Here is a 23,148-nt window from a genome sequence, read left to right as displayed (position 1 = left end):
TGGCTGGGGTACGAGGATTCGAACCTCGGAATGCTGGTATCAGAAACCAGAGCCTTACCGCTTGGCGATACCCCAACAATTTTTTTACTACATAAGCATCTCAAGGACACTTATCAGAATATGGTGGCTACGACGGGATTCGAACCTGTGACCCCATCATTATGAGTGATGTGCTCTAACCAACTGAGCTACGTAGCCGATTTTTTTCTTCGATGGCTGGGGTACCTGGATTCGAACCAGGGAATGCCGGTATCAAAAACCGGTGCCTTACCGCTTGGCGATACCCCATCCGTGCAACGCTTACTGGGAATGGTGCGGGAGGCGAGACTTGAACTCGCACACCTTGCGGCGCCAGAACCTAAATCTGGTGCGTCTACCAATTTCGCCACTCCCGCAAAAAAAAGATGGTGGCTACGACGGGATTTGAACCTGTGACCCCATCATTATGAGTGATGTGCTCTAACCAGCTGAGCTACGTAGCCATCTTTTTTTTCGCGTTACCTTATCGGCGTTGCGGGGCGCATTATGCGTATTGGGCCCAAGATGGTCAACCCCTTTTTCATCGAAAATTGCCGGAATGTGACTGTTTGGTTAGGTTGCGAACAGCCTGGTGTAATAATCGGCACTTATTGGTTATCGATTGATTTAATCAATAAAAAAGCGAATAAAATAAAAAAAACGGGCCCGCAGGCCCGTTGTGCTAACAATCACTTATTTATAGGCTGACTGATGCACGCCAACCGCACGACCTGACGGATCGTTCATGGTTTTAAACGCTTCGTCCCACTCGATGGCTTTAGCAGAGGAACAGGCTACAGACGGGCCGCCTGGGACACATTCCGCCGCGCTCGGCACCGGGAACAGCTCTTCAAAGATCTCACGGTACAGATAGCCTTCTTTTGACGACGGCGTGTTGTACGGGAAACGGTAGCTGGCAGTAGCCAGTTGCTGATCGGTGATCTGCTGCGCCGCCACTTCTTTCAGTGAATCAATCCAGCAATAACCCACGCCGTCCGAGAACTGCTCTTTCTGACGCCACGCCACGCTTGCCGGCAGGTAGGATTCAAAACATTCACGCAGGACATGTTTTTCCATTTTGCCGTTGCCGCACATTTTATCCTGCGGGTTAATACGCATTGCCACATCAAGGAATTTCTTATCAAGGAACGGCACGCGCGCTTCCACACCCCAGGCGGACATCGCTTTGTTGGCGCGGGCGCAGTCAAACATATGCAGTGCCTGCAATTTACGCACGGTTTCTTCGTGCAGCTCTTTCGCGTCCGGCGCTTTATGGAAATAGAGATAGCCGCCAAACACTTCATCAGAACCTTCACCGGAGAGCACCATTTTAATGCCCATCGCTTTGATTTTACGCGACATCAGGTACATCGGAGTTGACGCACGAATCGTGGTCACATCATAAGTTTCAATGTGATAAATCACATCGCGGATTGCATCCAGACCTTCCTGCACGGTGAAATGAATTTCATGGTGCACGGTGCCGAGGTGGTTTGCCACTTCCTGCGCGGCTTTCAGATCCGGCGAACCGACAAGGCCCACAGCGAAGGAGTGCAATTGCGGCCACCAGGCTTCAGAGCGCTCCTGATCTTCCACGCGGCGCGCGGCGTATTTTTTAGTGATTGCAGAAATTACCGAAGAGTCCAGACCGCCGGAGAGCAGCACGCCGTAAGGCACATCGGACATCAGGTGGCTTTTCACTGATTCTTCCAGCGCGTTACGCAACTCTTCTTTATTAGTCACGTTGTCTTTCACTGCGTCGTAGTCAAACCAGTCGCGCTGGTAGTAGCTACGAATTTCGCCGTCTTTACTCCACAGGTAGCTGCCTGCCGGGAACTCTTTAATGGTACGGCACACCGGCACCAGCGCTTTCATTTCGGATGCGATGAACATGTTGCCGTGCTCGTCATAGCCCATATACAGCGGGATAATACCGATATGGTCGCGGCCGATCAGATAGGCGTCTTTTTCGCTGTCGTACAGCGCGAACGCAAACATGCCCTGCAGATCGTCGAGGAATTCCGGGCCTTTCTCCTGATAGAGCGCCAGGATCACTTCGCAGTCAGAACCGGTCTGGAACGCATAACGCTCGCCGTATTCTGCGCGCAGCGCCTGATGGTTGTAGATTTCACCGTTCACGGCCAGCGCATGGGTTTTCTTTTCGTTATACAGCGGCTGGGCACCGGCATTGACGTCAACAATGGACAGACGCTCGTGTGCGAGGATGGCTTTATCGCTGGCATACACGCCTGACCAGTCCGGCCCGCGATGGCGCATCAGACGTGACAGCTCCAGTGCTTTTTTGCGCAGCTCAACCGCGTCAGTTTTAATATCCAGTACGCCAAAAATTGAACACATAACCTTCTCCGTTAACCCTGTAATGTTGCGTTGTGTTATCGCTTGCCATTGAAAATGCCGCAAAGGGAGGGGGCGCGCAAGGGTTTTAACGCCCTGAAATGAAATAGTGCAATGAGCATTGTTGAATGATGAAAAAAGCGCATACGGTTGGCGCGTTTATTAACGAATTCTCAATAAAACGCCATTTTTATTGAATGCGGATTACACAGCACAGCGCTATTCAACAAAAAACACGCCCTGAGGCGTGTTTCATTAAAATACGTCGATTTCGGCGACAGAGGGGTAAATCCAGCTTGGCCTGAACGGCATATCGTCGATGTCATCAATTTGCGAGACGCCGGAAAGCACCAGAACGGTTTCCAGCCCGGCCTGAAAACCGGCCAGAATATCGGTGCGCAGGTTATCGCCCACAATCACCGTCTGCTCGGAATGCGCCTGCATGGTATTGAGCGCCGCACGGATGATCCAGGGGCTGGGCTTGCCAACGACAAACGGCTTGCGTCCGGAGATTTTCTCAATGCCCGCGCACAGCGCACCGCACGCCGGGTAGAACCCGCGCCCGTGTGTATCCGGGTTGGTGGCAATAAAACGCGCGCCATTGGCGACAAAGAACGACGCCTTATGCATCATTTCCCAGTTGTAGGAGCGGGTTTCGCCCACAATCACAAAGTCCGGGTTGATGTCAGTGATGGTAAAACCAGCTTTATACAGCTCGTGGATCAGCGCGCCTTCGCCCACCACATACGCTTTTTTCCCTTCCTGACGTTTCAGAAAATCAGCGGTCGCCATCGCCGAGGTATAAAACACGCTGTCCGGGACGCTAATGCCCGCCGAGGCAAAGCGGTTTGCCAGATCCTGGCCGGTTTGCGACGGGTAGTTGGTCAGCAGTACCAGCGGCATGCCTTTTTCCAGAATGCGCGTTAAAAACTCTGCGGCACCCGGCACAGCGACGTTGTCATGCATCAGCACGCCGTCGATATCACAAATTACATTTTTAATGGTCATGGACTACCCGGTTAAAAAATGAAGGCCACACTATAAAACCCTGTCAGCTTTCCAGCAAACGTTGCAGCAGGATCCCGTTAAGCATGGCACGTTTGACCAGCGCAAACGCGCCGATGGCAGAGCGATGATCGAGCGTGGAGCGCACCACCGGCAAATTCTTGCGAAACGCCTTCAGCGCCTGGGTATTAATGCAGCCTTCAATGGCGGGCAGCAGCACTTTTTCCGCTTCGACGATTTCACCGGCAATGACGATTTTTTGCGGATTAAACAGGTTAATGGCGATAGCAATAGTTTTACCCAGATGCCGCCCCACGTACTCAATCACTTCGCAGGCCAGCGGATCGCCTTTATTCGCCGCCTTGCAGATGGATTTAATGGTGCAGTCTTCCGCCGTGATGCGGCTCTGGTAGCCCTGGTTAAGCAAATGCCGCACGCGCTGCTCAATGGCGGCATTGGCGGCAACGGTTTCCAGACAGCCAAAATTTCCGCAGTGGCAGCGTTCGCCAAGCGGCTCGACCTGAATATGGCCAATCTCACCCACGTTGCCGTTGCGACCAATAAAAATACGCCCGTTAGAGATGATCCCGGCCCCGGTTCCGCGATGCACGCGCACCAGAATAGAGTCTTCGCAGTCCTGACTTGCACCAAAGTAGTGCTCCGCCAGCGCCAGACTGCGGATATCGTGACCGACAAAACAGGTGACGTTAAAACGTTTTTGCAGCGCGTCGACCAGCGCCCAGTTCTCGACCTGGATATGCGGCATATAGCGGATGACGCCGCTTTCAGGATCGACCAGGCCCGGCAGAATGACGGAGATGGCAATCAGCTCGCGGATTTTGCGCTGGCAGCTTTCAATAAAGGTAGCGAGCGTGTTGAGCAGGGCGTGTTCCAGCGTCTCCTGAGTGCGCTCCGGCAGGGGATAGTGCTCCTCGGCCAGCGTTTTGCTGCTCAGATCATACAGGGTGAGGGTGGTGTCATAGCGACCAAGACGGATGCCGATCGCCTGAAAATTGCGGGTTTCGGTAATGATCGAGATGGCGCGGCGGCCCCCTGTGGAGGCCTGTTGATCGACTTCTTTAATCAAACCGCGCTCAATAAGCTGACGCGTAATTTTAGTTACGCTGGCGGGAGCAAGCTGGCTGTGCTCGGCAATCTGAATTCGCGAGATCGGCCCGTGCTGGTCGATCAGGCGATACACGGCCGCACTGTTAAGTTGTTTTACGAGGTCAACGTTACCAATTTGAGCTTGTCCGCCTGATGTCATACTTTTACTTACTCAGTGACGACCTCGTTACCATTAACGATGGTCTTGATTACTTTATAATCGCGTGTGAATGCGGTCAGGTTGGCCACCTTGCCCGGTGCGATACTGCCTAACCGATCGTCAACGCCAATAGCGCGAGCCGGGTAGAGCGTTGCCATGCGCAGGGCTTCATCCAGCGCAATATTGACGTGCTCAACCAGATTCTGCACCCCTTCAATCATCGTCAGGGCGGAACCGCTCAGCGTGCCGTTTTCGTCCACACACAGTCCATTACGGTAGTATATTGTTTTACCAGCAAAAATGAACTGTTCAATGTTTGCGCCTGCGGGTGCGGTGGCATCGGTCACCAGGCAAAGTTTCTCGCCTTTCAGCCGCTTAGCCAGACGCACATTACTGTAATCCACGTGCAGACCATCCACAATAATGCCGCAGTAAACGTCGGCATCGTCGAGGATCGCCCCGGTCAGACCCGGTTCGCGTCCGGTAATGTACGGCATCGCATTGTATAAATGCGTCGCGAACGTCACGCCAGCGCGAAAGCCTTTTTTCGCTTCGGCAAAGGTGGCGTTAGAGTGACCGGCAGATACCACAATGCCCGCCGCCGCCAGTTGACTGATCACCTCTGTTCCCGCCATTTCCGGGGCCAGCGTGACCTTGGTAATCACATCCGCGTTCTGGCAGAGGAAATCCACCAGGTGTGCATCCGGTTTACGCACAAACTCAGGATTGTGCGTGCCTTTTTTCACGATGTTCAGCCACGGGCCTTCAAGGTGTAACCCCAGTGCCTGATGCGGGTGTTTAGCGAGGTAATCGCGCATCACTTCCACGCCCTGTTTCATCAGGTCATCGCTGGTGGTGATAAGCGTCGGCAGGTAGCTGGTGCAGCCCGATTTCTCATTAGCGCGCTGCATTATTTCCAGCGTTTCAACGCTGACCGCGTCGGCGGTATCGTTAAACTGTACCCCGCCGCAGCCGTTTAACTGCACATCAATAAAGCCGGGGGCTAAGATCGCGCCATTCAGCGTGCGTTGCTCAATCCCCTGTGGCAGATCCGCCAGCGGGAAAAGGCTGTCAATCAGGCCATCGGCGACAATCAGCGCATGGTCATCGAGAATTTCATGGCCGGTAAAAATCCGACATTGGGTTAAAGCATACATAACGACCCCCGGGTAAAAAATTGGCTGCTGCCCTTCAGGTATCACACCCGAAGGGCGGGCATAAACTTACAGACCTTTGATATTTTCTGCTTCTAATTCGTTGAAATATTTCAGCGTCTTCACTTTCAGTTCCATCGTGGACGGCTCATCGCAAACCACAACCGCTTTCGGGTGCAGTTGCAGGCAACTGATTGTCCACATGTGGTTAACGTTACCTTCCACCGCGGCCTGCAACGCCTGCGCTTTAACATTGCCGAGCACCAGAATCATCACTTCTTCCGCGTCCAGCAGGGTGCCCACACCCACGGTCAGCGCATATTTTGGCACCTGGTTTACATCGCCATCAAAGAAGCGGGAGTTTGCCACGCGGGTGTCATGGGTCAGCGTTTTAATACGGGTACGCGATGCCAGAGACGAGGCCGGTTCGTTGAACGCGATGTGTCCGTCGTTGCCTACGCCACCCATAAACAGGTGAATTTTACCGTAAGCACGGATTTTCTCTTCATACTGGCGGCATTCTGCGTCAATATCAGGCGCATTACCATTCAGCAGGTTGATGTTTTCTGCCGGGATATCAACGTGATCAAAAAAGTTGCGATGCATAAAGCTGTGGTAGCTTTCCGGATGGTTTTGCGGCAGGCCGACATATTCATCCATGTTGAAGGTTACAACGTGCTGAAAGCTAACCTGGCCCGCTTTGTGCATTTCAACCAGGGCTTTGTATGCGGTCAGCGGAGTACCACCGGTCGGCAGGCCGAGCACAAACGGACGGTCGGCAGTCGGTTTGAACGCGTTAATACGATTAACGATGTGGCGGGCAGCCCATTTACCGACTTGTTCAGCGGTTGCCAGGGGGATCAGTCTCATTATTCACCTCTACAATACGATTAATTTAAAAAGTGGACGGATTGTGTTTCTGCCTGTTCGTTAAGCGTAACTCAGTATTTGCATCGAGCGGGAGTAATCCGTGTTGATTTTTCGAATCATAAAATAAGTTTTCGCTGTTAGCCAGTGAGAAGGAGGGTTATTAACGATATTTGGTGATTGTAATCACAAAAAGTATGCGTTTAATTTGCGAGGCGAATTAATTTTTCACACACTCAGACAGTACGTGAATAATGGCCGTAGTTTCAGGGTTAGTTCCACAATAATAAAGACTGCTTGTGATGAGGCCGAACGGGGTTTCATAGGGGGAATAAAGTGAGTATTTTAGGCTATCTACAAAAGGTTGGCCGGGCACTGATGGTGCCGGTTGCCACGCTGCCTGCAGCGGCAATTCTGATGGGTGTCGGTTACTGGATTGACCCGGTAAGCTGGGGTGGTGATAACGCGCTGGCGGCGCTGTTTATCAAATCCGGTGCGGCAATTATCGATAACATGTCCGTACTCTTTGCCATTGGTGTGGCTTATGGTATGTCCAAAGATAAAGACGGTGCAGCGGCGCTCACTGGCTTTGTCGGCTTCCTGGTTCTGACCACCCTCTGCTCGCCAGCAGCGGTGGCGATGATCCAAAAAATCCCGGTCGATCAGGTTCCAGCTGCTTTCAATAAAATCAGCAACCAGTTCGTGGGTATTCTGGTCGGTATTATTTCGGCTGAGCTGTACAACCGCTTCAGCGGTGTGGAACTGCCGAAAGCGCTCTCCTTCTTTAGCGGCCGCCGTCTGGTGCCGATCCTCACCTCGTTTGTGATGATCTTCGTGGCCTTCATCCTGATGTACATCTGGCCGGTGATTTTCGACGGTCTGGTGAACTTCGGTGAACATATTCAGAAACTCGGCTCGATTGGCGCGGGCGTTTACGCCTTCTTCAACCGTCTGCTGATCCCGGTCGGTCTGCACCACGCGCTGAACTCCGTATTCTGGTTCGACGTCGCGGGCATTAACGACATTCCTAACTTCCTCGGCGGCGCACAGTCCATTGAAGCGGGCAAAGCGGTTGTCGGGATCACCGGTCGTTATCAGGCGGGCTTCTTCCCGATCATGATGTTTGGTCTGCCCGGTGCTGCGCTGGCGATTTACCACTGCGCACGTCCTGAGAACAAAGCGAAAGTGCTGGGTATCATGATGGCTGGTGCATTTGCCGCCTTCTTTACCGGTATCACCGAACCGCTGGAATTCTCCTTCATGTTCGTGGCCCCGGTTCTGTATGTGATCCACGCAGTGCTGACCGGTATCTCCGTGTTCATTGCGGCCAGCATGCACTGGATTGCAGGCTTTGGTTTCAGCGCCGGTCTGGTGGATATGGTGCTCTCCAGCCGTAACCCGCTGGCGGTTCAGTGGTACATGCTGATCCTGCAGGGTCTGGTGTTCTTTGTGATTTACTACGCAGTGTTCCGCTTCACCATCACCAAATTCAACCTGATGACGCCGGGCCGTGAGCTGGCAGTGGCAGGGGATGAGAGCGATGGTCAGGACGTGAACGTCAGCGGTAATGATAAAGATCAGGACATCAACAGCCTGGCGCGTCAGTACATCGCAGCCGTAGGCGGTTCTGACAACCTGACCGGCATTGATGCCTGCATCACCCGTCTGCGTCTGAACGTGAAAGATTCCGCGCAGGTGAACGAAGCGCTGGCGAAACGCCTCGGCGCAACCGGTGTGATTCGTCTGAATAAAACCAGCGTGCAGATTATCGTCGGATTTGTGGCTGAGAAAATCGCTAACGCAATGAAAACGATCGGCAACGTGCCAGCCGCTGCTGCTCAGACTGCGACAGTTGCGCCAGCCGCACCGGTTGCCGCGGCTAAACCACAGGCAGTACCGAATGTGGGCGTGATTGCTGAACTGGTTTCTCCGGTTACCGGCGAGATCGTTGCGCTTGAGCAGGTGCCTGATGAAGCCTTCGCCAGCAAAGCGGTGGGCGACGGTGTGGCCGTGAAGCCAACGGAAAAAACCGTTGTTTCTCCGGCGGCAGGTACCATCGTTAAAATCTTCAACACCAACCACGCGTTCTGCCTCGAAACCGAAAAAGGCGCGGAAATCGTTGTCCACATGGGCATTGATACCGTCGCGCTCGGTGGCCAGGGCTTTACCCGCCTGGTGGAAGAGGGTGCAGAAGTTGTCGCCGGTCAGCCGGTGCTGGAAATGGATCTGGAATTCCTGAACGCGAACGCGCGCTCAATGATTAGCCCGGTCGTTTGCAGCAATATCGACGATTTCAAAGGCCTGGTGTTGAAAGCCGACGGTCATGTTATTGCAGGTCAAACGCCACTGTATGAGATCAAAGGCTAATCGCTAAGACGCCCTGATTGACAGTGCCTGAAGCGGCGGGGATCTCCCGCCGCTTTTTTTTGCTTTAAAAGAGTTGTTTCAGCGTCCGGCTTATAAGATCATGTTCAGTTATACGTTGTTTACGCTTTGAGGAATCCGCGATGAGTGAGGCAGAAGCCCGCCCGAGTAACTTTATCCGTCAGATCATTGATGAAGATCTGGCCAGTGGAAAGCACACCACTGTTTGCACCCGTTTTCCGCCGGAGCCGAACGGTTATCTGCATATCGGCCACGCGAAATCAATCTGCCTGAACTTTGGCATCGCCCAGGATTACCAGGGCCAGTGCAACCTGCGTTTCGATGATACCAACCCGGTAAAAGAAGATATCGAATACGTGGAGTCGATTAAAAACGACGTGCAGTGGCTCGGTTTCCACTGGTCAGGCGACGTTCGCTACTCCTCTGATTACTTCGATCAACTGCACAGCTATGCGGTTGAGTTGATCAACAAAGGCCTGGCCTATGTTGACGAACTGACCCCGGAACAAATCCGTGAATATCGCGGCACCCTGACAGCGCCGGGCAAAAACAGCCCGTTCCGCGATCGCAGCGTGGAAGAAAACCTGGCACTGTTTGAAAAAATGCGTGCCGGTGGTTTTGCTGAAGGCACCGCCTGCCTGCGCGCCAAAATCGACATGGCTTCGCCGTTTATCGTGATGCGCGATCCGGTCATCTACCGTATTAAATTTGCCGATCACCACCAGACCGGCAGCAAGTGGTGCATCTACCCGATGTACGACTTCACCCACTGCATCAGCGATGCGCTGGAAGGCATCACTCACTCGCTGTGTACGCTGGAGTTCCAGGACAACCGCCGTCTGTACGACTGGGTGCTCGACAACATCACCATTCCGGTTCACCCGCGCCAGTACGAATTCTCTCGCCTGAATCTCGAATACGCCGTGATGTCCAAGCGCAAACTGAACCTGCTGGTGACCGACAAGCTGGTGGAAGGCTGGGACGATCCGCGTATGCCGACCATCTCTGGTCTGCGTCGCCGTGGTTACACCGCCGCTTCCGTGCGCGAGTTCTGCAAACGCATCGGCGTGACCAAGCAGGACAACACCATTGAGATGGCTGCGCTGGAATCCTGCATTCGTGAAGATCTGAACGAAAACGCGCCGCGCGCCATGGCTGTGATCGACCCGGTAAAACTGGTTATCGAAAACTATCCGCAGGGTGAAAGCGAAGTGGTCACCATGCCGAATCATCCGAACAAGCCGGAAATGGGCAGCCGTGAAGTGCCGTTCAGCGGTGAAATCTGGATCGACCGCGCTGACTTCCGTGAAGAAGCCAACAAGCAGTACAAGCGTCTGGTGATGGGCAAAGAAGTGCGCCTGCGTAACGCGTACGTCATCAAAGCAGAACGTGTGGAGAAAGATGCTGAAGGCAACATCACCACCATTTTCTGCACCTATGACGCCGACACCCTGAGCAAAGATCCGGCTGACGGTCGAAAAGTGAAGGGCGTGATCCACTGGGTGAGCGCAGCACATGCACTGCCGGTTGAGATCCGCCTGTACGATCGCCTGTTCAGCATCCCGAACCCAGGCGCGGCGGAAGATTTCCTCGCCACGCTCAACCCGGAATCACTGGTGATCAAACAGGGTTATGCGGAACCGAGCCTGCAGGCAGCGCAACCGAGCAGCGCATATCAGTTCGAGCGTGAAGGTTACTTCTGCCTCGACACCCGCCATGCCACCGCAGAAAAACTGGTGTTTAACCGCACCGTCGGCCTGCGTGATACCTGGGCAAAAGCGGGCGAATAAAAGCCTGACTTAAAAACTAAAACGCCGCTTTTCGCGGCGTTTTTTTTAACTATTTCTTCTGCATTAAGGCCTGAATACGCTGCTGGCTGCGTTCCAGCACCGGGGTTGTTTCTTGCTTCCCGACCGTAACCTGATTGACCATCTGACTGATAATTGCCGAACCCGTAATATCGCCCATCCGCGTAAAATTCTTCTCGCCTACCGATCCAAAGACCTGCATATGCGGGAACTGGGCAATTAACTGCTCAGGCAGCGTGCCAAACGCTTTGATGGCCGGATTGTCTTTGTAAGCCGGGTCCTGCGCGGCGGCTTTGGTCAACGGCAGCATCGATCCGGGCGACATCAACACCCAGTCTGCGGTGTTTTTCGCCTGGCCCATAAAGGACACGAATTTCTCAGCCGCTTTCGTCTCCGCTTCTGTCTGGCCGGTGGTGAGGGTTAATGCGGTGATCACGCCAAAGACCGCCGGCGTTTTCTCGGTCGGAACCACAAAACCCAAATCCTCCAGCGTGCCGTCCTGCTGGATCGCAGGCAGCAGATAGGTGGAATAAACCGCGATGGGTGCCGTCCCGTTCATAAAGGCGTCTTTAATTTCCATCACGTTGTTTGAGCCGGGCATCGTGTACTGCGACAGGTCGCGATAATAATTCAGCGAGGCCAGCATCTCTGGCGAGTTCACCGTGATCTCACCCTGAGCGTTAAACACGTTGGCCCCGTTTGACAGGGCAAATTGTGAGAATGTCTGTTCGGTCATGACGCTTTCTGCCGTCGGCAGGGCAATGCCATATTTTTTATCACTCGCGTGGGTCAACTGGCGAGCGGCCTCAAGCAGTTGCGTCCAGTTTTTCGGTTCGTCGAGCCCGGCTTTAGCCAGAACCGATTTGCGATACCAGATCCCCTGAAGCCAGGCGCTGACGGGTACACCGGTATAAGCCGTGCCGTCTTCGGTACGCACAATGCGCAGCACGCCGTCAAAGAAGGCGCTTTCCCCCTGCGCATCAATGAGCGTTTTCACCGCCTTATGATCGATAAGCTGTTCTTTATCCATCACTTTGGCGTAGTCGTGACTGACTTCCAGCACTTCCGGCAGCGCGCCAGAGCGGGCGAGGGTGATGATTTTGGTGTTATAGGCGTCTTCTTCTACCGGCACCTGTTTGACGATGATATCCGGGTTCTCTTTCTGGAAACGGGTAATCAGCTCGCCAATAACTGCCTGGCGCTCCTGCTCGACGGAGGAGTGCATAAACTCAATCGTCACCTGTTGTACGTCGTCCTGTTTACAGCCTGAAAGCAAAACTGCCGCGACGCAGGCCGAAGCCAGCAGTGTTTTTGATGTTTTCATTGTTAATCCCTTAGTGTGTTAAAGACAGTTGCCGATATGGATAGCGTCGGTTGAGAGCGCCCCGGCGTTAATCAGTAAGCCGATACCGCCCCCGGTAAAGGCATCGCGTTCCGCGTCCTCCACGCACAACGTTTGGCCGTCAACGGTGGCGGTAATGCTGCGCCCATTAACGATGACGTCGAATGTCACAGGGCGCTCAAAGACGTCAGATAATTGCCGTTCAGCCAGAACGCGCGTAACGGCGTCGCGGACCCGAACAAGCTGTAATGTCCCGTCGCGCAGAATCCGTGCCGCGTAGTAGCGCCTCATGCCCTGCACCCGGAACGCCAGGCCGCCGTAATCCCCCAAATGCAACGTGAGATCAGACCGCACGCGATAGTTATTCCACTCGCGCGTGCCGTAAATCAGCAATCCTTCGTCATATTCGTTGGCGATGCGGAAACGGCCAGGATAATGGCGCGAGAAAATATCGACACCGTTGACCCAGGCCCGCCACCAGAAATTGTCCTCGTCCCTGGGTTTTTTCAACGTCAGCGTGGGTGTGCCGTCCCAGCGCATCGCGTCGAGCAAGAGCCGACCACGCGCAGCAGGCGCATCGGTACTTAGCCTGATCCCCACCTCACCAATCGGCTGCCCGCCGTGGTCGGGGATGTCCAGCAAGAGCGTCGCGTTTTCGCCGGGAGCCAGCGTTTTCGCCTCACCCACATGTGGCGTTAAATCGTTATTCTCATCGTAAATCCGGTAGCAGAGCTGCACCCTGAGCGGGGCGATATTGTCCGGCGGCGCGATCAGCGTGGCCTGCAAACGCTGGCCGGGATAGATGGGGGGAGAAGCCATCAGCTCGTAGCTGGGCATGTCGACGATCTCAGGCGGGGTGAAGGTTTGAGTGGTTACGCTGGCATGAAGACCGGGGGCGAGATGATGATAGCGAAGGCTTAACATCTGGCGGCCCTGGTACGCCTCGTTACCCACGTCAACCGGAACGGCGCGCTCCTCATTCAGCCAGCGGAATCCCTGCACGCTTCCCGGCAGCGAAAAATGATACTGCGCGCCAGCTTTTTTAGGCTCTGGGCGCGGCAGCCCGGCAATCTGATGCCCCAGATCGACCAGATAATCGGTAATACGCACGGCATTGTTAATGGAAAAGCCGCCATCTGCCGAGGAGATCAGCATCCTGTCTGCCAGCGGCCCGCGCCAGTCGGGTCCGGCATCAATCCCTTCAAGCCCCAGCATAATGCCCGACAGACAGCCCACGTTGCCCGCGTTGCAGTCGGTGTCCCAACCGGAGGTATTCACAATGCACTGGGCCTGCTGAAAATTATCCGGCGCGTAGAGCATCGCCATAATCATCAGCGCATGATTCGGGATCACATGGCAGTTGCTGGGGTATTTATGGTAGCCATAATGCGTCTCGATTTTCTGCCGGGTTGTCTGCCAGTCGTTATCTTCCCGCCACCAGCGGCGGATATCGGCAATTAATCCTGCAATTTGTGAATCAGCGGGAATAACCGACAGGCCCGTTTCAATCAGCGTTTCAATGTCCTGGCAGATAAATGCCTGAGATTCCATCGCCGCCCACAGCATAGCGGCATACACCGATTCTCCGTCATGGCTGACACTTGCCGCCTTTTTTGTCAGCGATGCGGCCAGTTCTGGCTGGCCCGGTGCGACGAGCGCCCAGCTATCGATAAAAATTTGCGCGCCGATTTGCTCGGCGATGGTTTTGCCGTTGGTGGCAATGGCTCCGCTCAGCGGGGCCGGAATGCCTTTTTTGAGATTTAGCCAGGCGGTGTGCTCTGTCGAATTTCCGTTGCCGCCCCACCAGAGGATAGTGCGCTTATCGATAATGTAATTCAGCCAGCAGTGGCCCAGCTGTTCATCGGTCAGATCCGGCGGCAATCCGTAATCTTCAAGCGCGCGGATAAAGGTAAAGGTCCCGGCGACGTCATCATCGGTCGTCACCAGCGGGCGGTTAAACCGTTCATGAACGTAATACTGTATCGGCCCCAGTTCCTGCATAATTTTTTGGTACGTCCAGCCTTCAAACGGACGACCCAGATAGACCCCAATTAATTTCCCTAATACGCCCGCGTAAACGCGCGAATAATAATCAGCGGGTAATTCCATTTACTTCATCCTTATCTCTTTAATCCTGGTGAGTACGCTTTCTCGTCAATGAAGCACAATTTTACAAGGGCATTTGCCCGTAAAAAGGGAGAGGAGTCACACCCTGAATGTTGATGAAATAATTTAAGTCTCTGGCGCAATGAGATAATTTGTTAATTCGCATTTAATATATTTTATTAACGAATGCGTTCTGGTTGACCTTATTCATCATATTTTTCGGTTTATAGCCGGAATAACAATGCGACTGAATTTTAACGAGTGTTTCGGGGCGTAAGGCTTTATGTGCACTGGGTCATAATCTGGACTTTACATTGACGATTTGTGTTGATAATTCGCGCCGCGAAAAATAGTCTTACTGCGGCAGGCTTTAATGCAGGTTTAGCATAACCCTGCGTAGTACAACACTTTTTATTTTTCGCTTTCTGCATTTGCAGAGGCTTTTATTATGTCAAAGAGGAACAATTATGCGTACGTTTAGTGGCAAACGTAGTACGCTGGCGCTGGCTATTGCCGGAGTCACCGCGTTATCGGGCTGGGCGGTTTCACCAGGCGTTCAGGCCGCCGGATTTATTGATGATTCCACCTTAACGGGCGGGATCTATTACTGGCAACGTGAGCGCGATCGTAAAGACGTTGCCGAAGATAAATATAAAACTAACCTTTCTCATTCTACCTGGAACGCGAATCTTGATTTCCAGTCTGGCTATGCCGCCGATATGTTCGGTTTTGATATTGCCGCCTTTACCGCGATTGAAATGGCAGAGAACGGCGATAGCGGTCATCCTAATGAAATTTCATTTTCATCCAGTAATAAAGCTTACGACGAAGACTGGTCTGGCGATAAAAGCGGAATAAGCCTGTATAAAGCCGCCGCGAAATTTAAATACGGTCCGGTGTGGGCGCGGGCGGGTTATATTCAGCCGACCGGCCAGACGCTGCTCGCGCCGCACTGGAGCTATATGCCGGGCACCTATCAGGGGGCGGAAGCGGGCGCGAATCTGGATTATGGTGACGCCGGCGCGTTAAGTTTCTCGTACATGTGGACCGACAATTATAAAGCGCCATGGCATCTGGAGATGGATGACTTCTACCAGAACGATCGCAAAACGAAAGTGGATTATTTGCACTCGCTCGGCGCGAAATATGACTTTAAAAACGATCTGGTGCTGGAAGCCGCATTCGGTCAGGCAGAAGGGTATATCGACCAGTATTTTGCCAAAGCCAGCTATAAATTCCCGGTGGCAGGTAGCCCGCTTTCCACCAGCTATCAGTTTTACGGCACGCGGGATAAAGTCAGCGACGGCGGCGTGAACGATCTTTATAACGGTACGGCGTGGCTACAGGCGCTGACCTTCGGCTATAAAGTCGGCGATGTTGATTTACGTCTTGAAGGCACCTGGGTGAAAGCCGAAGGGCAGCAGGGTTATTTCCTGCAACGCATGACGCCAACCTATGCGTCATCTAACGGGCGGCTGGATATCTGGTGGGATAACCGCTCGGACTTCAACGCCGATGGTGAAAAAGCCGTCTTCTTCGGCGCGATGTACGATCTGAAAAACCTCAACCTGGCGGGCTGGGCGGTGGGTGCATCGTACGTTTACGCCTGGGATGCACGACCCGGCGACATGGCGACGCCGGATGCATACTACGATGCGGATTATCGCCTGAAAGAATCTGCGTACAGCCTGGATGCGGTCTATACGCTTCAGGACGGGCGCGCCAAAGGCACCATGTTCAAGCTGCACTTCACGCAGTATGACAACCACTCCGACATCCCGAGCTACGCCGGTGGCTACGGCAACATCTTCCAGGATGAGCGTGATGTGAAGTTCATGGTCATCGCCCCGTTCACCATTTTCTAATTCCTTTCTGCCCACTAAAACCAGCCCATCGCGGCTGGTTTTGGCTGGATAAAAAAATCCCCGTAGCGCATTATGCCTTCCTCTACCTGTGACAATTCAGACCGGAGCCTGCTTGAGTACTGAAATTACCCCGCGCCGCCGCGGGCGTCCGCCAAAAACCGACCGCAACTATACCGACACCAGGGAAGCGCTGATCCGCAGCGGTCTGGCGCTGTTAACGCGCACGGGCTATCTCTCGACAGGCATCGACGCTATTGTCAAACACGTCAATGTGCCGAAAGGATCGTTCTACTATTACTTTGAGAATAAAGAAGATTACGGTCGGGTTGTTCTCGCGGCATATGACAGTTTCTTTCAGCATAAGCTGCAAAAATCCCTGTCAGACACCTCGCTTTCGCCGCTCGCACGGCTGGAAAGTTTTGTTAAAAACGCAGGGAAGGGGATGCAAAAATATGATTTCACCCGTGGCTGTCTGGTCGGCAATTTGATGCAGGAGAGTCCGGGGCTGCCGGACACCTTTCGCCAGCAGCTCACTGAGATCCTCGGCAACTGGCAGCGCCATGTCGCCGCCTGCCTGACTGATGCTATCGCGGCGGGCGAGATCAACGCGGATCGGTCGGCTGACCAACTGGCGATCATTTTCTGGAGCGGCTGGGAAGGGGCGGTAATGCGCGCGCGGCTTTTTCAGTCAACCGAACCGCTTAACGAATTCTGGCGCTACTTTTCGCAGTCAATCCGCGCGGCGTAATTGACGCAAAGCAAACTTAACCCACTCTTATAAGAGCCTGCGCGGATAACGCTTGAAGCCTGCGGCCCCGCGTATTATCGTGTTCATTAATTCTAGACGATCGGTCAATAATATTTTCGCACTGATTCAGACTAACCCAATGAGGTCACCATGTTTAAAGCAATTCAGATTGATAAGACGGACGGACAGTATGCTGCATCGCTGGTGGAGCTGGATGAACAGGCTCTGCCGGAAGGGGATGTGACGGTTGAGATCGATTACTCCTCCATCAACTATAAAGATGCGCTGGCAATCACCGGGCGCGGCCCGATTGTGCGCCAGTTCCCGATGGTGCCGGGTATCGATTTCGCCGGTAAAGTCATTGCCAGCGACAGCGCAGACTTCGCCGTGGGCGACCGCGTGCTGCTGACCGGCTGGGGCGTGGGTGAGCGTCACTGGGGCGGTCTGGCCGGAAAAGCTCGTGTCAAAGCTGAGTGGCTGACTAAAATCCCTGCCAATGCGGATGCAAAACAGGTAATGGCGATCGGCACCGCGGGCTTTACCGCGATGCTGTGCGTGCAGGCAGTGCTCGATCACGGCGTGAAGCCGGAAGATGGCCCGGTGCTGGTGACGGGCGCGGGCGGTGGCGTCGGCAGTTGCGCGGCGATTATTCTCGCAACGCTGGGCTATCAGGTGACCGCTTCCACGGGGCGTCCGCAGGAAGCTGACTGGATGCGCGACCAACTGGGCGTGAGTGAAATCATTAACCGTGAAGAATTAAGCGCGCCGGGCAAACCGCTGCAAAAAGAGCGCTGGGCCGCAGCGGTTGATACCGTCGGCAGCCACACCCTCAGCAATGTCTGCGCCTCTGTACGTTACGACGGGATTGTTGCCGCTTGTGGCATGGCGCAGGGCATGGATCTGCCTGCTACCGTCGCGCCGTTTATTTTGCGCGGCGTGACGCTGCGTGGTATCGACAGCGTGATGGTTAACAGCGCTAAGCGCCCGGCTATCTGGGAAAAAGCCTGCCAGTATCTGACGCCAGAGGTCTTAAGCAAACTGAGCGAAGAATACCCGCTGACCGACGCCATCACCGTGGCGGAAAAGCTGCTCGACGGTAAAATCCGTGGCCGCGCGGTCATTGCCTGCAAAGCGTAAGATTTCTGCCAGCAGAATTCGCGCAATAAAAAAGCCAGCCCGAAGGCTGGCTTTTCATTTCAATTCGCAATTATTTTGCAATATCGTGTGCGGTGTCGTCTTCGCGGCAATCACCTTCAGCGCAGTGGCCGTAAAGGTAGAGGCTGTGGTTCGTCAGACGAATACCGTGTTGTGAAGCGATTTCGCGCTGGCGCAATTCAATCGAATCATCGCTGAATTCAATGACCTTGCCACAGTCGAGACAGATCAGATGGTCGTGGTGATGCTGCTGGGTCAATTCGAAAACGGATTTGCCGCCTTCAAAATTATGACGGGTTACGATGCCCGCATCATCAAACTGGTTGAGCACGCGGTACACGGTCGCCAGACCAATTTCTTCACCCATGTCGATCAGTCGTTTGTATAAATCTTCCGCACTGACATGATGGTTGTCCGGGCCCTGAAGTACTTCCAGAATTTTTAACCGAGGAAGCGTGACTTTCAGGCCAGCCTTTTTTAGTGCGGTGTTATTGTCAGTCATGCGGAATCTGTCCTGTTGCTAAACGATTCACTTCCCGATTGGAAGTTAATGAGAATGACCTTGAGTTAATGCGTCTCATTATAGAACTGCCATGTATAAATGAAAACTGCAAGTCCTCAAGTAAAGTATGCGTATAAAACGTGGGGCCGCCAACAAACCTGTCGAGCGCCATACGTCTAATCAGGGGATATTGTACAGGTATGGAAGAAAAAGTTAAAAAATTGTAGCAATTATTTTCATTGATAATAACTATCAATGCGGCGCATCCTGAAGGCTACGCCGCACAAAAATCAGGCGTTTACGATTTCATCTAAATGTAATTCTTCAGAAATCTGTTTTACCCATTTTTCCACGCGCTCGGCGGTCAGTTCAGGCTGGCGATCTTCGTCAATGGCCAGACCGACAAAGTGGTCGTCATCAGCGAGACCCTTAGACGCTTCGAAGTGGTAACCGGCGGTTGGCCAGTGGCCTACGATAGTCGCGCCGTGCGGCTCAATGATGTCGCGGATCGTACCCAGCGCATCGCAGAAATATTCCGCGTAATCTTCCTGATCGCCGCAGCCAAACAGCGCCACCAGCTTGCCGTTAAAATCGACTTCTTCCAGCGTCGGGAAAAAATCATCCCAGTCGCACTGTGCTTCACCATAATACCAGGTCGGGATGCCGAGCAGCAGAATGTCGTAGCCTTCGAGGTCTTCTTTGCTGCTTTTGGCAATGTCATGCACGTCGGCAATTTCTTTACCAAGCTGCTTTTGAATCATTTTCGCGATATTTTCGGTATTACCGGTGTCGCTGCCGAAGAAAATGCCTGTGATTGCCATGAGTAAAATAACCTCTTGAAACTTAATGATATGGTGGTGGCGCAATGCCCACGGATAAGGGCAATAATAGCAGAACAGAGAAGTACGCGGAAACTGCAATCGCCCAGGACTGCACTCTGTGCTACATGTTTGTGAGAATAGCAGGGATTTTCAGACGATCCCCTGGCCGCACTTAGCGTTAAGCGCGGCAAGCAATAACTCTTCAATCAGCTCGCTGCGGCTTATCTCGCGGGCATCTGCCATTTCATTGAGCGCATCAACGGCATCAGCATTCAGCTTCAGTTCGACGCGTTTAAGGCCACGAACTTTATCGCGTTTTAGCTGATTACGCTTATTGATGCGTAATTGTTCGTCACGCGTAAGCGGGTTCGTTTTCGGTCGTCCAGGCCGACGCTCGTTCGCGAACAGATCGAGTGTCGTGCGGTCCGTTTGTTCTTTAGCCATGATTTTGAGTGACGTCGGGGATAAAACACGCTGTGCGGGCGTAGCCCCGCACAATCAGCGCGCCATCATACATCAGGGCGCGGGGGACGCCAACGACCGGGCGCGTCGTGACGCTCGGTCGCCGGGTTTTTAATCAACTGGCGCTATCAGTCAGATAGCGACGGATCGCACGCAGCACCGCATCGGGTTTTTCGGCATGTACCCAGTGTCCGGCACCGGCAATGACATGCGCCCGCGCCTGCGGAAATTGCGTCAGCAGGGCGTCGCGGTACGCTTCGGTCACATAAGGAGAATTACCACCGCGCACGAACAGCGCCGGTTTATCCCACGCCGGAACGGGTGACCAGCCAACGATATGCTCATACTGATCCCACAGCACCGGCACGTTGAAACGCCACTCGCCGTCGACAAAAGATTTCAGCAAAAACTGGATCACGCCTTCTTCATCAATTAACTCGCGCATCACCGCTGCCGCCTGCTGTCGCGTGGCAACCCGCGCCTCATTAACGGCATTAATCGCGGCAAAAATTTCATCGTGGCGGCGCACCTGATAATCCACCGGCGCGATATCAATGGCGACCAGTTGATCGATGCGCTCAGGGGCCAGCGCAGTCAGTGCCATCACCGCTTTACCGCCCATGGAATGCCCGATAAAAGTCGCTTTTGGTAGCTGATGTGCGTCCAGCGTATCCAGCAGATCCTGCGCCATCGCCGGGTAGTTCATTTCCGGCGAGCGGGGAGAAACCCCGTGGTTACGCATATCAACCTGAATAATATCGTGGTCGCGGGTGAGATCGCGTGCCAGCACGCCGAGGTTATCCAGACTGCCAAACAGACCGTGAACCAGGACAATGGGAGAATTGTTGTGCGGATGTTGTGCAGATTGCGCGCGGGTATTCAATTTCATGGCAAAGTTCTTTTTTTCGCTCTGTCGGGTTAGGGTATCATGTTGACCATTCTGCCGCCCGGCTGCAAGAGGTAAGGGAATGTCCGACTTTTGCTGTCCTTCAGGCCTGACGCTATCCGCTGTTGAGATTTGAACCTATAATCCCAACAACTTGTATTAAGACTAAGATACTTCACTGGATTAAAATGAAAACGATCGAAGTTGATGATGAACTCTATAGCTATATTGCCAGCCACACGAAACACATCGGTGAGAGCGCATCAGACATTTTACGGCGCATGTTGAAGTTTTCCGCCGCCTCCCAATCCGCGCCCAAAGAAACGCGAGTCGTTAGCGCCGCGCCCGATCTCAAACCGGTGAATCCTGCAAAAGATAACGTTCGCGCGATGCGTGAGCTGCTGCTGTCTGACGAATACGCCGATCAGAAAAGAGCGGTCAATCGTTTCATGCTGGTTCTGTCTACACTTTATTCACTGGACGCGAAAGCCTTCGCCGATGCAACCGAGTCGTTGCATGGCCGCACGCGCGTCTACTTTGCAAATGATGAAAAAACGCTGCTGCAAAGCGGTAACCAGACTAAACCCAAAGAAGTGCCAGGCACGCCTTACTGGGTGATCACGAATACCAACACGGGTCGTAAATGCGGCATGATCGAACACATCATGCAGTCGATGCAATTCCCGGCGGAATTGATTGAAAAGGTTTGCGGCACAATTTAATCCTTGCATAAGAAGGACCAGGCAATGGCTAACCATCCACGCGCGGGGCAACCTGCACAGCAAAGCGATCTGATTAACGTCGCCCAGCTTACCTCACAGTATTATGTTCTGAAGCCAGAATCCGGCAATGCAGAACACGCGGTCAAATTCGGCACATCAGGCCACCGTGGCAGTGCGGGCCGTCATAGCTTTAACGAGCCGCACATTCTGGCAATCGCCCAGGCAATTGCTGAAGAGCGTGCGAAGAACGGCATCACCGGTCCGTGCTACGTGGGTAAAGATACCCATGCCCTGTCCGAACCGGCATTTATCTCCGTGCTGGAAGTGCTGGCCGCCAACGGCGTTGATATCATTGTGCAGGAAAACAATGGCTACACCCCGACGCCCGCCGTGTCTAACGCCATTCTTGAATTCAACAAAAAAGGCGGCGCGCAGGCTGACGGGATTGTGATCACCCCGTCGCATAACCCGCCGGAAGATGGCGGCATCAAATACAACCCGCCAAACGGTGGCCCGGCTGATACCAACGTCACCAAAGTGGTGGAAGATCGCGCCAACCAGTTGCTCGCAGGCGGCCTTAAAGACGTGAAGCGTCTTTCTCTCGATGAAGCCTATGCCTCTGGTCATATTACAGAGCAGGATCTGGTGCAGCCGTTCATCGAAGGGCTGGCAGAAATCGTCGATATGGCGGCGATTCAGAAAGCAGGCCTGAAGCTCGGCGTGGATCCGCTGGGTGGTTCCGGCATCGAATACTGGAAGCGTATCGCCGATCATTACAAACTCGATCTGACCATCGTTAACGATCACGTCGATCAGACCTTCCGCTTTATGCACCTCGATAAAGACGGCGCGATCCGCATGGATTGCTCCTCCGAATGTGCGATGGCGGGCTTGCTGGCACTGCGCGACAAGTTCGATCTGGCCTTCGCCAACGACCCGGATTACGACCGTCACGGCATCGTCACCCCGGCGGGGCTGATGAACCCGAACCACTATCTGGCGGTGGCGATTAACTATCTGTTCCAGCATCGCCCGCAGTGGGGCCAGGACGTTGCCGTGGGTAAAACCCTGGTGTCGTCTGCGATGATTGACCGCGTGGTCGACGCGCTGGGCCGCAAACTGGTAGAAGTCCCGGTTGGCTTCAAATGGTTTGTTGACGGTCTGTATGACGGCAGCTTTGGTTTCGGCGGCGAAGAGAGCGCCGGGGCATCCTTCCTGCGCTTCGATGGTACGCCGTGGTCAACGGATAAAGATGGCATCATCATGTGCCTGCTGGCCGCTGAAATCACCGCTGTGACCGGGAAAAACCCGCAGCAGCATTACGACGAACTGGCTGAGCGCTTTGGCGCGCCGAGCTATAACCGCCTGCAGGCGAGCGCAACGTCCGCGCAGAAAGCAGCGCTGTCGAAGCTCTCCCCGGAAATGGTCAGCGCCAGTACGCTGGCTGGCGACGCTATCACCGCACGTCTGACGGCTGCACCGGGTAACGGCGCATCCATCGGCGGTCTGAAAGTGATGACCGACAACGGCTGGTTCGCCGCGCGTCCGTCAGGCACGGAAGACGCCTACAAGATTTACTGTGAAAGTTTCCTCGGCGAAGAACACCGTAAGCTGATTGAGAAAGAAGCGGTAGAGATTGTCAGCGAAGTGCTGAAAAACGCCTGATAGTCTGAACGCGTT

Annotated in this window: 18 protein-coding genes and 5 tRNA genes; 7 read left to right on the top strand and 16 right to left on the bottom strand. The window is 53.8% G+C overall.

The features are described from left to right. From BM373_RS06720 to nagB, 10 genes are all read right to left on the bottom strand, one after another. A tRNA-Gln gene (locus BM373_RS06720) sits at positions 1-75 on the bottom strand. Positions 76-121: 46 nt separating this feature from the next. Next, a tRNA-Met gene (locus BM373_RS06715) sits at positions 122-198 on the bottom strand. Positions 199-213: 15 nt separating this feature from the next. Then, a tRNA-Gln gene (locus BM373_RS06710) sits at positions 214-288 on the bottom strand. Positions 289-310: 22 nt separating this feature from the next. Beyond that, positions 311-395 (bottom strand) — tRNA-Leu (locus BM373_RS06705). A 10-nt stretch (positions 396-405) separates the two neighbouring features. Beyond that, a tRNA-Met gene (locus BM373_RS06700) sits at positions 406-482 on the bottom strand. 229 nt (positions 483-711) lie between these two features. Beyond that, positions 712-2,376, bottom strand: a complete 1,665-nt coding sequence (gene asnB / locus BM373_RS06695) for an asparagine synthase B (protein ID WP_090460658.1) — start codon at positions 2,374-2,376, stop codon at positions 712-714. 252 nt (positions 2,377-2,628) lie between these two features. Beyond that, positions 2,629-3,381 carry an HAD-IIA family hydrolase gene (locus BM373_RS06690; RefSeq protein WP_090460657.1) on the bottom strand — a complete coding sequence of 251 codons (753 nt, stop codon included), beginning with the start codon at positions 3,379-3,381 and terminating at the stop codon, positions 2,629-2,631. 43 nt (positions 3,382-3,424) lie between these two features. Continuing rightward, entirely contained in the window at positions 3,425-4,645 is a 1,221-nt protein-coding gene (locus BM373_RS06685) for a DNA-binding transcriptional regulator NagC (protein ID WP_090460656.1), read from the bottom strand. Between the two features lie 8 nt (positions 4,646-4,653). Next, positions 4,654-5,802, bottom strand: a complete 1,149-nt coding sequence (gene nagA / locus BM373_RS06680) for an N-acetylglucosamine-6-phosphate deacetylase (RefSeq protein WP_090460655.1) — start codon at positions 5,800-5,802, stop codon at positions 4,654-4,656. A 66-nt stretch (positions 5,803-5,868) separates the two neighbouring features. Further along, a complete protein-coding gene (gene nagB, locus BM373_RS06675) occupies positions 5,869-6,669 on the bottom strand; it encodes a glucosamine-6-phosphate deaminase (RefSeq protein ID WP_090460654.1) in 801 nt (266 codons plus the stop codon). Positions 6,670-7,002: 333 nt separating this feature from the next. On the opposite strand from nagB, the gene nagE reads away from it, so the two are divergent. Next, complete coding sequence (gene nagE / locus BM373_RS06670; protein ID WP_090460653.1) at positions 7,003-9,033, top strand: N-acetylglucosamine-specific PTS transporter subunit IIBC; 2,031 nt, start codon at positions 7,003-7,005, stop codon at positions 9,031-9,033. A gap of 140 nt (positions 9,034-9,173) precedes the next feature. Next, the gene (gene glnS, locus BM373_RS06665; protein WP_090460652.1) at positions 9,174-10,841 is read left to right on the top strand and encodes a glutamine--tRNA ligase; all 1,668 of its coding nucleotides are present in this window, start codon (positions 9,174-9,176) and stop codon (positions 10,839-10,841) included. A gap of 49 nt (positions 10,842-10,890) precedes the next feature. Here glnS and BM373_RS06660 read toward each other — a convergent pair whose 3' ends face one another. Further along, entirely contained in the window at positions 10,891-12,183 is a 1,293-nt protein-coding gene (locus BM373_RS06660; protein ID WP_090460651.1) for an ABC transporter substrate-binding protein, read from the bottom strand. Positions 12,184-12,201: 18 nt separating this feature from the next. Beyond that, positions 12,202-14,310 carry an ADP-ribosylglycohydrolase family protein gene (locus BM373_RS06655; protein ID WP_090460650.1) on the bottom strand — a complete coding sequence of 703 codons (2,109 nt, stop codon included), beginning with the start codon at positions 14,308-14,310 and terminating at the stop codon, positions 12,202-12,204. A 464-nt stretch (positions 14,311-14,774) separates the two neighbouring features. On the opposite strand from BM373_RS06655, the gene chiP reads away from it, so the two are divergent. The 3 genes from chiP to BM373_RS06640 all read left to right on the top strand — a co-directional run bounded on the left by chiP (position 14,775) and on the right by BM373_RS06640 (position 18,057). Next, a complete protein-coding gene (gene chiP, locus BM373_RS06650) occupies positions 14,775-16,172 on the top strand; it encodes a chitoporin ChiP (protein WP_090460649.1) in 1,398 nt (465 codons plus the stop codon). A gap of 112 nt (positions 16,173-16,284) precedes the next feature. Then, entirely contained in the window at positions 16,285-16,920 is a 636-nt protein-coding gene (locus BM373_RS06645) for an acrylate utilization transcriptional regulator AcuR (RefSeq protein WP_090460648.1), read from the top strand. 150 nt (positions 16,921-17,070) lie between these two features. Then, positions 17,071-18,057, top strand: coding sequence for an acrylyl-CoA reductase (NADPH) (locus tag BM373_RS06640; RefSeq protein ID WP_090460647.1), 987 nt, complete (start codon positions 17,071-17,073; stop codon positions 18,055-18,057). Between the two features lie 70 nt (positions 18,058-18,127). Here the strand turns inward: BM373_RS06640 and fur are convergent, their stop codons facing one another. The 4 genes from fur to ybfF all read right to left on the bottom strand — a co-directional run bounded on the left by fur (position 18,128) and on the right by ybfF (position 20,749). Then, positions 18,128-18,577: a ferric iron uptake transcriptional regulator gene (fur, locus tag BM373_RS06635; protein ID WP_090460646.1), complete on the bottom strand. Its 450-nt coding sequence runs from the start codon at positions 18,575-18,577 to the stop codon at positions 18,128-18,130. A gap of 290 nt (positions 18,578-18,867) precedes the next feature. Next, positions 18,868-19,398 (bottom strand): flavodoxin FldA, encoded by a 531-nt coding sequence (gene fldA / locus BM373_RS06630; RefSeq protein ID WP_177220123.1) that lies wholly within the window; start codon positions 19,396-19,398, stop codon positions 18,868-18,870. A gap of 150 nt (positions 19,399-19,548) precedes the next feature. Further along, positions 19,549-19,842, bottom strand: a complete 294-nt coding sequence (ybfE, locus tag BM373_RS06625) for a LexA regulated protein (RefSeq protein WP_090461075.1) — start codon at positions 19,840-19,842, stop codon at positions 19,549-19,551. Positions 19,843-19,975: 133 nt separating this feature from the next. Then, a complete protein-coding gene (gene ybfF, locus BM373_RS06620) occupies positions 19,976-20,749 on the bottom strand; it encodes an esterase (protein ID WP_090460644.1) in 774 nt (257 codons plus the stop codon). Positions 20,750-20,934: 185 nt separating this feature from the next. On the opposite strand from ybfF, the gene seqA reads away from it, so the two are divergent. Both seqA and pgm read left to right on the top strand, forming a co-directional pair. Continuing rightward, the gene (gene seqA, locus BM373_RS06615) at positions 20,935-21,468 is read left to right on the top strand and encodes a replication initiation negative regulator SeqA (protein WP_090460643.1); all 534 of its coding nucleotides are present in this window, start codon (positions 20,935-20,937) and stop codon (positions 21,466-21,468) included. A 24-nt stretch (positions 21,469-21,492) separates the two neighbouring features. Continuing rightward, the gene (pgm, locus tag BM373_RS06610; protein ID WP_090460642.1) at positions 21,493-23,133 is read left to right on the top strand and encodes a phosphoglucomutase (alpha-D-glucose-1,6-bisphosphate-dependent); all 1,641 of its coding nucleotides are present in this window, start codon (positions 21,493-21,495) and stop codon (positions 23,131-23,133) included. Positions 23,134-23,148 lie beyond the last annotated feature (15 nt).

The sequence above is a fragment of the Enterobacter sp. kpr-6 genome, from assembly GCF_900116015.1.
GTDB lineage: Bacteria > Pseudomonadota > Gammaproteobacteria > Enterobacterales > Enterobacteriaceae > Enterobacter_D.
Note: the sequence above shows the minus strand (reverse complement) of the source record. Positions and strands in the feature narration are given on the sequence as shown.

Excerpts from the sequence above, each read along its gene's own strand:
- glnS (WP_090460652.1), top strand. The coding sequence starts at position 9,174 with ATGAGTGAGGCAGAAGCCCGCCCGAGTAACTTTATCCGTCAGATCATT.
- BM373_RS06660 (WP_090460651.1), bottom strand. The coding sequence starts at position 12,183 with ATGAAAACATCAAAAACACTGCTGGCTTCGGCCTGCGTCGCGGCAGTT.
- BM373_RS06685 (WP_090460656.1), bottom strand. The coding sequence starts at position 4,645 with ATGACATCAGGCGGACAAGCTCAAATTGGTAACGTTGACCTCGTAAAA.
- seqA (WP_090460643.1), top strand. The coding sequence starts at position 20,935 with ATGAAAACGATCGAAGTTGATGATGAACTCTATAGCTATATTGCCAGC.
- ybfE (WP_090461075.1), bottom strand. The coding sequence starts at position 19,842 with ATGGCTAAAGAACAAACGGACCGCACGACACTCGATCTGTTCGCGAAC.
- BM373_RS06655 (WP_090460650.1), bottom strand. The coding sequence starts at position 14,310 with ATGGAATTACCCGCTGATTATTATTCGCGCGTTTACGCGGGCGTATTA.
- nagA (WP_090460655.1), bottom strand. The coding sequence starts at position 5,802 with ATGTATGCTTTAACCCAATGTCGGATTTTTACCGGCCATGAAATTCTC.
- BM373_RS06690 (WP_090460657.1), bottom strand. The coding sequence starts at position 3,381 with ATGACCATTAAAAATGTAATTTGTGATATCGACGGCGTGCTGATGCAT.
- asnB (WP_090460658.1), bottom strand. The coding sequence starts at position 2,376 with ATGTGTTCAATTTTTGGCGTACTGGATATTAAAACTGACGCGGTTGAG.
- nagB (WP_090460654.1), bottom strand. The coding sequence starts at position 6,669 with ATGAGACTGATCCCCCTGGCAACCGCTGAACAAGTCGGTAAATGGGCT.
- fldA (WP_177220123.1), bottom strand. The coding sequence starts at position 19,398 with ATGGCAATCACAGGCATTTTCTTCGGCAGCGACACCGGTAATACCGAA.
- ybfF (WP_090460644.1), bottom strand. The coding sequence starts at position 20,749 with ATGAAATTGAATACCCGCGCGCAATCTGCACAACATCCGCACAACAAT.
- BM373_RS06640 (WP_090460647.1), top strand. The coding sequence starts at position 17,071 with ATGTTTAAAGCAATTCAGATTGATAAGACGGACGGACAGTATGCTGCA.
- pgm (WP_090460642.1), top strand. The coding sequence starts at position 21,493 with ATGGCTAACCATCCACGCGCGGGGCAACCTGCACAGCAAAGCGATCTG.
- chiP (WP_090460649.1), top strand. The coding sequence starts at position 14,775 with ATGCGTACGTTTAGTGGCAAACGTAGTACGCTGGCGCTGGCTATTGCC.
- fur (WP_090460646.1), bottom strand. The coding sequence starts at position 18,577 with ATGACTGACAATAACACCGCACTAAAAAAGGCTGGCCTGAAAGTCACG.